This window comes from Rubneribacter sp. (assembly GCF_965361815.1).
Genome location: NZ_CBDTNW010000052.1, coordinates 18,665 through 29,064 on the forward strand (window position 1 = coordinate 18,665; position 10,400 = coordinate 29,064).

6 protein-coding genes and 1 tRNA gene are annotated in these 10,400 nt (G+C 71.1%); 3 read left to right on the forward strand and 4 right to left on the reverse strand.

Annotated features, from left to right (window positions below; all coding sequences use genetic code 11):
* Nucleotides 1-188 precede the first annotated feature (188 nt).
* The 3 genes from ACWKY3_RS03205 to ACWKY3_RS03215 form a co-directional block, all read right to left on the reverse strand.
* The gene (locus tag ACWKY3_RS03205; RefSeq protein WP_449314977.1) at nt 189-3,782 is read right to left on the reverse strand and encodes a UvrD-helicase domain-containing protein; all 3,594 of its coding nucleotides are present in this window, start codon (nt 3,780-3,782) and stop codon (nt 189-191) included.
* Nucleotides 3,779-6,649, reverse strand: coding sequence for a PD-(D/E)XK nuclease family protein (locus ACWKY3_RS03210; protein WP_449314978.1), 2,871 nt, complete (start codon nt 6,647-6,649; stop codon nt 3,779-3,781). The genes ACWKY3_RS03205 and ACWKY3_RS03210 overlap by 4 nt, the downstream gene beginning before the upstream one ends.
* Before the next feature lie 232 nt (nt 6,650-6,881).
* Nucleotides 6,882-6,956 (reverse strand) — tRNA-Glu (locus ACWKY3_RS03215).
* Between the two features lie 235 nt (nt 6,957-7,191).
* Here ACWKY3_RS03215 and ACWKY3_RS03220 point away from each other — a divergent pair.
* A complete protein-coding gene (locus ACWKY3_RS03220; protein WP_449314979.1) occupies nt 7,192-8,544 on the forward strand; it encodes a glycosyltransferase in 1,353 nt (450 codons plus the stop codon).
* A gap of 59 nt (nt 8,545-8,603) precedes the next feature.
* Here ACWKY3_RS03220 and ACWKY3_RS03225 read toward each other — a convergent pair whose 3' ends face one another.
* A complete protein-coding gene (locus tag ACWKY3_RS03225; protein WP_449314980.1) occupies nt 8,604-8,819 on the reverse strand; it encodes a helix-turn-helix domain-containing protein in 216 nt (71 codons plus the stop codon).
* A gap of 148 nt (nt 8,820-8,967) precedes the next feature.
* Here ACWKY3_RS03225 and ACWKY3_RS03230 point away from each other — a divergent pair, with 148 nt between their 5' ends.
* Together ACWKY3_RS03230 and ACWKY3_RS03235 are read left to right on the forward strand one after the other, a co-directional pair.
* The gene (locus tag ACWKY3_RS03230) at nt 8,968-9,384 is read left to right on the forward strand and encodes a cytochrome c3 family protein (protein ID WP_449314981.1); all 417 of its coding nucleotides are present in this window, start codon (nt 8,968-8,970) and stop codon (nt 9,382-9,384) included.
* Between the two features lie 65 nt (nt 9,385-9,449).
* On the forward strand, nt 9,450-10,400 hold a 951-nt coding region (locus ACWKY3_RS03235), incomplete at its 3' end, for an FAD-binding protein (protein WP_449314982.1).

The window sequence follows — 10,400 nt, forward strand, 5'->3', positions numbered from 1 at the left end:
TCTTCGGAGCGCCCCCTCAATTAAATCTTACCAAATTATAGTTTATTATTTAAGTCATGAACTTATCGCGCATTAGAGAGAAAATGGAAGGTTGGCCTCATTTTCCGCCGAAGAGGACGCGACGAGGCCCGCGCGCAAGGTTCCGGGCGCCGCGCCGCCTCCGACGGCAGGCGACCGGCCCGTCCAAGTCACCCTCGCTTTGACAGGATGGCCCCCTTGAGGGCCTCCAGATCGCCCGAGGCGAAGCGGTAGCGCACCGTGTGCGGCCCGCCGCCGGAGGGCGCCTCGCGCTCGACGCGCGCGAACAGCAGCTCAACCTCCTCGAAGCCCTGGGAGAGCAGCGCGCAGGCGTAGCACTGCGCCTGGAGGAGGTGCCGCTCGCGAACCGCCTGCTCGGACTCCCCGTCCGCACCGCCTGTCTTGTAGTCCACCACAAGCGCCCTGCCGGCCCGCCCAGCCGCCCCCTCCCCGTCCGTGCACACGAGGTCCATCTCGCCCTCCATGAGCTGCAAGCCCACACGCACGGCAAACGGCATCTCGGCGCGCCGGACGGGCCAGGAGAGCGCCTCGGCCCACGCGTCGCTTGCAAACCAGCGTCCGCACGCGGCGCCCAGGCGGGCCCTTTGCCCGGCCGTGAGCCCGTGGAAGGACGCGAAGGCGTCCAGGCGCGCGGCGTCGGGGACCGTCCCCGTCTCCACGGCGAACTGGGCGGCGCGGTGAAACGCGCTGCCCAAAGCCGTCGCCCGGTCGGCGTCGGCGCGGGCTTCGGGGAGATCGGGCGCGGGGGCGCGCCCCTCGTCGGCAAGGGCGGCCGGAGGCTCAAGCGAGAAGGAGCCGTCCGCCGCATCCTGTTCCGGGAGCGCGGCGGCGCGCCAGGTGGCGGCGGCGAGGGACGAATAGGAGAACGCATCCCTCCCGCCGCCGGCCCACGGCCCGCGCGCAGGGGCCGCGTCGCGAAGGCGCGGCACGAGAAACGAAGCGGGCGGCGCCTTGTCCGGCGCGGCGTCCCCGTCCCCATCCGGCGCGACGACGGGCACGCGCTCGAAGCGGGCGGGTTCGCTCCCTCCGTAGGGAAGCAAGGCGGCGCCTTCGGGAAAGTCGGACGTCCCGCACAGCGCGCTTCGGATGTCGTCCACGAGCGGGGGGTACGACGGCGCCTTGCCCGCCGCAGCCTCCTTGCCGTCCATGGCCACCACGAGCGCCTCGCTTGCGCGGGTCAGCCCCACGTAGAGCTTGCGCCGGGCCTCGGCCAGCTCCTCTTCGCAGCGCCGCTCGGCAAGCGAGGCGCGGTAGGCCGCCTGCGAGCACCCCGCCGTCGCGCCGGGCGCGCACGAGCGCAAAAGCACCCGGGCCGCCGCCAGGTCGGCGCCCTCGTCCGCCTCGTCGGCCGCCGGCGTCTTCGCACGCTTGCCAAGGTTCGGAAACTCCCCCGAAAACGCCGCCCCCGGCTCGAGCGAGGCGTAGGCGACAGGGCCGCACGCCTCGACGAGCAGCTTCTCGGACCTCGGGCGCGCGTCGGCGAAGTCGGCCAAGGCGACGATGGGAAACTCCAAGCCCTTCGAGGCGTGGATCGTCATGATGCGCACCACGTCGCCCCCTGACCCCGACAGCGCCCCGGGCGCCTCCTTAAGCCCCGCGGCCAGCGCGTCGGAGAACGCGCGCGCCGTGGAGGCCGGCCCCTCGCGCCGCTCGCCTTCGATGCCCTCCACGATCCGCAGGGCCTTCAGCACGTTGGCCGCGCGGGCTGTTCCCGCCGCGCCCTCCCCCTCCAAGCGGGCCATCCAGCCCGAGCGCGCCACAACGTCGGCCGCCACGGCCGAGAGGGGTTCTGTGCGAACCAGGCGCCAAGCGCGCTCGAACAGGCGCGCGGCATGGGCCAGGCGCGGCCCGAGGTCCTCGTCGAGCGCGGCCAGGCGCGAGAACCCCTTGTCCAGGTCGCGGCGGACGAGCAGGCCGGTGTCGGGATCCTTTTCGGTGGCCAGCTCCAAAAAGTCGTCGGCCGACAGGCGCACCATGTCGCTTGCAAGGACCTCGAACAGCGCCGCTGTGTTCGCCGGGTTGGCCACCGCCTCCAGAAGGCGCGCGATAACGCGGACCTCGGGGGCGGAGGCGAACTGCGACCCGCCGGCCACCACGCATTCGAACCCTTCCGCGCGCAGCGCCTCCGCGTACACCTCCGCGCGGCCCATCCTGCCCAAAAGCACGACCATCTCCCCCGGCGAGTGACCCTCCTCGCGCAGGCGGGCGAAGCGCCGGGCCACCTCGCGCGCGGCGGTCCGCTTGGCGTCGGCCGCGCCCACGCCCGTGCCCCTTCCCGCCGGCTGCATGGCCAGCACCACGTCGATGCGCGGAGCAAGGCCCCGGTAGCGCGAGACGCGGCCGGGGTTGGGGGCGAGCGACATGAAGGATTCGCCGAAGACGCCGGGCTGCTCGAACACGCGGTCCACGAACGAGAGCACGTCGGCGTGGCTGCGGAAGTTGCGCGTCAGCTCCACGTAGAGCGCGCCCACCTCCGCGGAGCGCATGACGCGCTTGTGGGCCTCGTACACGTTCACGTCGGCCCCGCGGAAGCGGTAGATGGACTGCTGGGCATCGCCGACCGTGCACAGGTGCGAGAAGCGAGGCCCCGCAAGGCGGGCTATCATGTCGATCTGCAGCTGGCTTGTATCCTGGAACTCGTCCACCATCACCAGCTTGAAGCGGTCCTCGTAGCGCCGCGCGATGCCGGGATGCTCCTCGAAGGCGGCGAGCGTCTTTGAGAGCAGATCGTCGTTGTCCAGCTTGCCCAGGCGGCCCTTCGTCTGCTCGTAGCGCGCCGCCACCTCGCGCGCAAGCGCCATGAGCTCGCCCGCCAGGGGAAGCGCCGTCGCGAGCGCTATCTGGCGCGCGACGTGCTCGTAGACGCCCTGGAAAACCCCCACCTCGGCCTTGACGGCCGCGTCGCCGAAGGTGCGCGGCAGGAAGGCGCAGCCGTCGACCACGCAGGCCAGCTCCCGCAACGCCTCCGCCTCCCCCGCGGCCCCCTCCCTCGCCGCGCCATGCGTGTCCAGGTACGCCCGAAGCGCCGCAAGCGCCTCGTCCGCGCCCGCGAGCGCCTTCTCGGATGCCGCGCCGCGCTTGGCCCGCTCCACCCAGGGCCGCACCTCCTCGTAAGCCACAAGCAGCTCGCGCGCCAAGGAGGAGGCGCGGGCCGCGCCCGGCCCGAAGTCCACGGCGTCCAAGCCGCCGCGCAGGCCCGCCGCCTTGTCGAGAAGCGCCTGCAGCATGGAGGCCACCGAAGCCTCCTGGGGCATGGAGGAGCGCGCGGGATAGGCGTCGAACAGCGCCGCGAAGGAGCCCCGGCCCACGATGTCGTTGTCCGCCCCGAGCGCGCCGTCGATGGCCGCGGCGAGCAGATCGGCCCGCTCGGCGTCGCCCACGATGCCGAACGCCGGGTCGATCCCCAAATCGAGCGCATGCGCCCGCAGGATGCGGGCGCACATGCCGTGGATGGTGGAGATCCAGGCGCCGTCCACCTTGAGGGCCTCCTCGCCCAGCCCCTCGGCGCGCAGCGTGCGCTTGACGCGGGCCTTGATCTCGGAGGCCGCCTTCTCCGTGAACGTGATGGCCAGAACCTCGTCGATGCCGCCGACCGCCGGCCCGCTTTCGGGAAGGAGCGCGTAGGCGATGCGCTGCGTGAGCGTGAAAGTCTTGCCCGAACCCGCCCCTGCGGACACGAGCAGGGGTCCGTCGACGTGCAGGATGCTGTCGCGCTGGCCGGGGGTGCATGCGTCCAGGTTCACGGGCGCCTCCTCTTCTCGCAGGCGAGCACGGGGCAGTGCCCGCACGGGTCGGCCCCGCGCGGGTCGGGCGCGACATCTCCCTCCAAAAGCGCCCGCACCGCCCAAGAGACGCGCTCCTCCACCTCGTCTGCCAGCTGCGACAGCGTCCGCACGCCCAAGGCCTCCCCCGCAGGGCCCGGAACGCCGCACGCCTCCAGGGAAAGCCCCGGCAGGGCGGCCCCGTCGAGCACCGTCCGGTCGACGGCCCCCGCCACCCGGGCGTCGCGCCCGTACGACACGTAGACGGCCCCCACCACGTCCAGGCCCAGAAGCCGCCGGACCGCCTGGGCGTACGCCAGGGCCTGCACCTTGTGCGGCAGCATCGCACCCCCCGCCTGGGCCGCGGGCGAGGCGCTCGAAAGCGCGTGATCGGCCGAGAGCGACCCTTTGTAGTCGATGACCACCGCCTGCCCCCGGCCGTTCACGTCAATACGGTCCACGCTCCCGCGCAGAAAGCACCCCGCGTACGAAAACGGCTCCGTCCCGCCGAAGTCCAGCTCCAGGTAGGCGGGCTTAAACCCGGGCAGCAGGCGCGCCTCGCGGTCAAGGTACGCCTCAAGCCTCCTTCCCAGCCCGGCGGCCTCCGCCTCCTCGATCTTCGTGCGGGGGACAAGCGGGTTGCGGCTGCGCCTAAGCTCGCGCTGAAACCCCAGATGCCGCTCAAACGTCTCGCGCAGGAGGCTGCGGGCGGCCGGCAGGTTCGCATCGTCCACCTTCGGGTGCCCCTGCTCGCGGAAATGGCTGTAGAAGCTCCTCAGCACGCCGTGGGAGAAGCTCCCCATCTCCAGCGGTCCGAAACCCGCGTCGGGTTCGGAGAGCCGCAGGCGCCGCAGGGCGAACCACTTGCACGGGCACTCCAGATAGCTCTCCAAGGCGGACGGGGACAGGACGGGGGCGGGCCTTCCCCCCACCGACCTGGTCGGGACCACGACGCGCTCCCGAAAGCCCTCGGACACCTCGCCGAGGGAGGGGACGGGCCAAAAGAGCGGGGCGCGGCCTTCGTCCAGCGAGCCGAAGGCGAGGTCGGCCTGCAGCTCGGCTTCGCTCGCGCGCAGCGCGTACGGCACCAGCGCAGGCGGCAGGCCCGTCTCCCGGTCGGCGGCAAACCCGTCGCTTTGCGAGCGGTAGCAGTCCGTCAGCTCCTCGAACATGACGGCCGGGTACGCCTCGTCGGCGTCGACGGTGTTGAGCGGGCGCTCGAGCACCACCTCCCCGCGCGCGGAGGACAGGGCGCGGAAGAAGCGTTTGCGGGCCAGGGAGAGCGCGTCGGCGGGGCGGGCCAGGGAAAGCCTCTCCAGAAGCAGCGACGCGCCGTCCTCCGCCGCGCGCACCGGGTACGAGGCGGCGTCCAGGTCGCATGCCAGAAGCGACGAGAACGAGCACGAGCCGCGCTCGGCCGCCTCGGAAAGCGACAGGAACACGACCTCGGGCGCCTCCTCCCCGTCGGGAACGCAGGCCCCCGCCGGCACCGAGGCGCGCTCGAGCAAAGGCAGCGACGAGAGCGCGTCTTCCCCCACGCGCCGGCACGCATCCGCAAACGAGCGGGCCGTCCGAGCGGCTGCGGCCTGCTCGGCTCGGAAGGCGGCGCCCAGGTCGGCCCGGCGCAGGGCCGCCTCCTCAAGGCAGGAGAGGGCGGCTTCGACATCGCCTTGCCCCAGCGCGAAAAGCGCGCCCCGCGCAACGTCGCTTTCCGCCGCAAGGGCGCGCGTGACGCCCTCGCGGTCGGCCGTGCGGTCGCCGCGCCACGACGAGTCGAAGGCGCACGCGGCGCGCCAGCCCATGCCCGAGAACGGGCCGAGCGCGAAATCGGACGCGCGGGAAAACGGGCACGGCTCGTCGAAGAGCAGCGCGCAAAGCGCCAAGAACGCCTTCCCGTAGGCGGTTTCGGCAAACGGACGGGTCGCGGACGCCGCGCACGAGACCCCCTTCGCCGCCAGAGCGTCCGCCACAGAGTCGAACAGAGCGCGCGGATCGCGCGACGCGACGGCCACGGGAAGGGGCGCCCGGCCCTCCTCCCGCGCAAGCGCCCGCTCCCGCTCGGCCGCGCCGGTCGCGCAGGAGGCCACGAGCCGGGGCGCGGCGTAGCGTCCGGCCGGCAAGGCGAACCGGACGGCGCCCGTCGGCTTGACCGGGTCGTCCCCAACCGGCCGGAACAACCTGGCCAGCACGGCGTCAAGCTCGGGGGCGCGTTCGGGGCGGCGCGAGGGGGCGCGGCACCCGTCGTCCAAGCGCAGCACGTCGCCACGCTCGCCGAAGCGCTCCAGCATGCCCTGGTAGGCGGGGGGCACCTCGTCGAAGCCCACCACGACCAGCGGCGGCGGATCGTCGAGAAGCCCGACCAACAGGGACGCGGCCTGGGAAAGCTCGCAGAGGGAGCGCTCCTCCAGAAGCAGCGCGTACCGGGAAAGCGCATCGAGCGCGGCCCGCTCGCCCGCGCTCAGGCCGGCGGCCCCGTCCGCCCCCGGCAGCAGGGGAAGCGCCTCGCGGGCCAGCCGCGCCAGCAGCTCCACCGTCCCCGGCGTCGCCTCGATGCCCGGGACGTCCCCGCACGCGCGCCGCGCCAGCAGCTCGCGCTCGCCCGCGCGCACGGGCCGCCTTCCGTCGCCGAGCAGCTCCCAGCGGTCGGCCACCCACGCGTCAAGGGCCTCCGCGCGCACGCCGATCGCGCAGGGGCCTCCCGAGAAGGCCCGGCGCAGGCGCAGGGCAGCGGCGGCGGTGGGGGTCAGCGCAACGGGCATGCGGGGTCCGCCGCACTGCGAGGAGAGCCGGGCGAGGGCGGCTTCGAGCACGGCATCCGCGTTGTCGAGTGTGACGAGGTTGTAGGACATGGCGCCATTGTAGCGTTCGCGGGGGCGGCGCCGGCCGAAAACCGCGCCCGTGCAGAAGAACACCTTGAACGCGGGCCAAAGCGAACAAGCACGAGGGCGAGGGAAAACGAACGGACCCTGCGGAAGGGCGGATTCCCGCAGAGTCCGTGCAGCGTGCGAAATGGTGCGCTCAGACATCGAAAGCAAAGAACCCGCCCGGTACATCACCAAGCGGGTTCTAACAAATTGCGAATGGTGCCCCCAACGGGAATCGAACCCGTGTCTCAGCCTTGAAAGGGCCGCGTCCTGACCTCTAGACTATGGGGACGTGCGGCATCCTCGGCGGAATGCAGCTTGGGTATTATCTCAAAGCCCCCGCCGCATTGCAAGGGGTTTGTCGAACGGAGCGCAAACCACAGCGCAGACAGGGTGCGGGGCGAGGCGGCACGCCGCCGCGACCGGCGCGGGACAGCCGCGCCCGGCAACCCCGCAAGCCACCGCCGGCGCGGCCAAGCACGCGAACCTCGCCCGTGCCGGCGGCGGTTTGCGGTATGATGGTGCGCATGGACAACGACGCCCTCACCCTCCAGCCCCCCGAAGCAGCGCCCGACGGCGCCGCCCTTGCGCCGAGGCCCGAAAAGCCCCTCGTCGTCGTCATGCACGCCTCCGTGGGTTCGGGGCATCGCAGCGCGGCGAACGCCGTGGCGCAGGCGTTTACGCTCATGCAGGACGAACGGCGCGCCGCGCGCGCGGCCGGTGCGGCCGACGCTGCGGACGCGCCCCCTCTGCCCGACGACCTTAAGGTGGAGGTGCTCGACGTGCTGGACTTCGGGCGCATCGTGTTCGACGGCAACAAGGCCGCCTCGCTGTTCACGGGCGCCACGCGGCCCGTCTACGACCTCACCTGGCGCTTCACCTTCACCGGCCGCCTCCTGTGGGGCGGCGGCACCGTGTGGAACCGCATCATGTACCCCGCGTTCACCGAATTCGTGCGCAAGCGCAAGCCCCTCGCCGTCGTGTGCACCCACATCACCGCGGCCAACGTGGCCGTGGCGGCGCGCATGCTCACCGGGCAGCGCTTCCCCATCGTGTGCGTGCCCACCGACTACGAGACCGAGGGGCTGTGGCCCCACCTGGCCGCCGACCTGTTCTGCGTGGCCAACGAGTCGATGGCCGAGACGCTGCGCCCGCGCAAGGTGCCCGACGAGCGCATCCTCATCACCGGCATCCCCACACGCGAGGACTTCCGCCAGGCTTACGACCGAACGGCCACGCGCGAGCGGCTCGGCCTCCCCCAGGACAAGCTCGTCGTGCTCGCGCTTGCGGGCGCCTACCTGCCCCGTCCCTACGTCCACTTCCGCGCCGCGCTCGACAAGCTGCTTCCCTACCTGCACAGCTTCGAGGACGCGCTGCACTTCGTGTTCGTGGCGGGCAGCGACGCCGACTATGCGCGCCACCTGCGCCAGGAGTGCGCCGATCTGGGGATTGGCAACGTCACCGTGCTCGATTACGTGGACGGCATGGCCGCCCTCATGGCCTCAAGCGACGTGGCCATCTGCAAGTCGGGCGGCCTCACGGTGACCGAATGCTTGTGCGCGCAGGTCCCCATGATCCTCATGGGCAAAGCCTACGGGCAGGAGAAGGTCAACGTGCAGATGCTCACATCGCTGGGGGCCGCCATGCACGTGACCACGGCCCGCGAGCTGCTCGACGCGCTGCGCCGCGTGGCGCGCAACCCCGAAAGCGCCCGCGCCATGCTCGTCAACGGCTCCTTCCTGCGCCGTCCCGACGCCGCCCGCGACGTGGCCGCCGCAACGCTGCGCCTGATCGCGGAGCCGAAGAACCCCGCCGACGCGCGCTACCGCAAGCGCTTCATGCGCCTTTACTGGGGAGGCAAGCCCGCGCACACCCGATAGGCCGCACCGCCAGGGCGACCGGCGCCCCGCCTGCCGGCGTGCGCGCTCGGCAGCGGGCGCTAGAACTCGATCAGGTCGCGAACGTCCGTGCCGAGCGCCGCGGCAACGCGGCAGAGCACGTCTATCGTGACGTTTTTGTCGCCGCGCTCCATTGCCGATATGTACTGTTTGCTGCCGTTGCCGATCATCTCGGCCACCTGGGCCTGCGTCAGCCCCCGCTCCTCACGCAGCAAGCGGATGCGACGTCCGAGCAGCTTCTTCTGTTCGATTCCCATTGGACAAGCGTATTCGACTCGGATATCATGTAGTCATCCCATGGGATGACTTCGAAGCAAGAGAACGGGAAGAAGGCGAAGGGGCGCCGCCGGGCATGCGCGAAACCGGCGGGACCAACCCCGAAAGCCACGACGAAGAGGAGGGGCAATGAAGAAGGCGATGACGGCGCTCGCAGCGGCCGCGCTCGTCGCGGGCGCGCTGTGCCTGGGATGCGCTCCCCGCGGCGCAAGCGTCCCGAACGAGGACGAGCTTCGCGAGAGCCACCCGATCAAAAATCAGTTGCACAGCGAGAACGCGTCCATGACGTGCGCATCCTGCCATGACGAGGAGGATCCGACGCAAGGGGTCGCAGCGGTTTCGAACGACAAGTGCCTTGCATGCCACGGAAGCTACGAGGAGGTGGCCGCGAGAACGGCCGACGTCGGCGAGGACCTCAATCCGCACGACAGCTTCCACTACGACCAGCAGCTCGACTGCACGACCTGCCACAAAACCCATTCGGAGTCCGTGAACCTGTGCATGAGCTGCCACGATGCCGACCAATGGATGAACGACGCCCCTTGATGCGTCCCGAGCGGCAACCGCATCTCAACAAGCAGGGAAAACACGACGCCCAAAAGGAGGGCTCCATGGATAGGAAGCAGTTTCTGAAAACCGGCCTCGTCGCCGCCTTCGCCACCGCGGCGATGGCGGGACCGGGACGCGCCTTCGCCGATTCCGCGCACAACGACGACCCCGGCGAAGAGGGATTCGACGAAACCGTCGACGTCATCGTCGTCGGCAGCGGCCTCGCAGCGACGGTGGCCGCCGTGACGGCAGCCGAAGCCGGCGCCCGGACGCTTGTGCTCGAGAAGATGGGCCAGTTCGGCGGCACCTCGCGCGTGAGCGGGCTCAACTGCGCCATTGTAGGCAGCGACGAGCAGGCCGCCGAGGGCATAGAGGACGATCCCGAGTGGATGTACGAGGACATGAGGAAGGTGGCCGAGGATTACGGCGACCCCGATCTGGCTCGCGTCGTGGCCGAAGGGTCGCAGGGCCTCTACCGCTTCCTCACGGAGCGAGGCGCAACCTTCAAGCAGCTCAAAAACGGCGGCGGCCACAGCGCGAAGCGCCTTTTGTGGGCCGGCGGCGGGCGCTACCTGCTCGATGCGCTCGTCTCGCATGCGCAAAGCTCTCTTGCCGACACGCTGGAGATGCGCGCACGCTGCAAGGTGGACGACCTCGTCCTGCGCGACGGCCGGGCCGTCGGCGTCGTCGTGCGGGAGAACTACGCTTTCGATTACAACGCGCCCGGAACCGACGACCTTGAGAACCAGACGGGAAACGCAAGGCGCATCGGAGCGCGTCGCGGCATCGTGTTCGCCACGGGCGGCTACGCACGCGACAAGGAGCTTCTGCGTTCCGAGTCCGCCGTCTTGGCGCAGGCCGACACCATGGCCAACCCCGGCGCCACCTCCGGCGTGCTGCGGATGCTGGCCTCGCACGGCACGCAGACGGTCAACCTCTCGCTGTTCCGCCTGTCCTACCCCATCCCCACCGAGGACGTCTGCTGGGGCATGCTCCTCAACCCCGACGGAAAG

Coding starts and splice junctions, on each gene's coding strand:
- ACWKY3_RS03225 (WP_449314980.1), bottom strand. CDS start 8,819: ATGGGAATCGAACAGAAGAAGCTGCTCGGACGTCGCATCCGCTTGCTG.
- ACWKY3_RS03220 (WP_449314979.1), top strand. CDS start 7,192: ATGGACAACGACGCCCTCACCCTCCAGCCCCCCGAAGCAGCGCCCGAC.
- ACWKY3_RS03210 (WP_449314978.1), bottom strand. CDS start 6,649: ATGTCCTACAACCTCGTCACACTCGACAACGCGGATGCCGTGCTCGAA.
- ACWKY3_RS03230 (WP_449314981.1), top strand. CDS start 8,968: ATGAAGAAGGCGATGACGGCGCTCGCAGCGGCCGCGCTCGTCGCGGGC.